2 rRNA genes are annotated in these 453 nt (G+C 47.9%); both read right to left on the bottom strand.

The window, feature by feature from the left end:
- Positions 1 to 35: 35 nt before the first annotated feature.
- Positions 36 to 152 (bottom strand): 5S ribosomal RNA (gene rrf, locus MITSMUL_RS10615).
- Positions 153 to 218: 66 nt separating this feature from the next.
- A 23S ribosomal RNA gene (locus MITSMUL_RS10610) occupies positions 219 to 453 on the bottom strand; the annotation flags it as partial.

Here is a 453-nt window from a genome sequence, read left to right as displayed (position 1 = left end):
CAAAAAAGAGCTCCGCCTCAGCGGAGCTCCTGCTTAACCGGCAACTTCCTATCCTCCCAGTCCGTCTCCAGACAAGTACTTTCGGCCTCTGAATGCTTAACTACTGTGTTCGGTATGGGAACAGGTGGAACCATTCAGGCATCATCACCGGATATTCTATTTGAATGCTTGCACATTCAAAACTATACAGAAGAAATTACTTTTACATTTTAGTTTTTCTAGTTAAGCCCTCGACATATTAGTAGTAGTCAGCTTCATGCCTTGCGGCACTCCCACATCTACCCTATCAACCTTGTCTTCTTCAAGGTGTCTTACTAGCTTGTGCTATGAGATACTTCATCTCGGGACGGGCTTCACGCTTAGATGCTTTCAGCGTTTATCCCTTCCGGACGCAGCTACCCAGCTGTGCTTCTGGCGAAACAACTGGTACACCGGCGGTCCGTCCACTCCGGT

The sequence above is a fragment of the Mitsuokella multacida DSM 20544 genome (assembly GCF_000155955.1).
Taxonomy (GTDB): domain Bacteria; phylum Bacillota; class Negativicutes; order Selenomonadales; family Selenomonadaceae; genus Mitsuokella; species Mitsuokella multacida.
The sequence above is the reverse complement of the archived record's forward strand: the minus strand, read 5'-3'. Positions and strand labels throughout refer to the sequence as shown.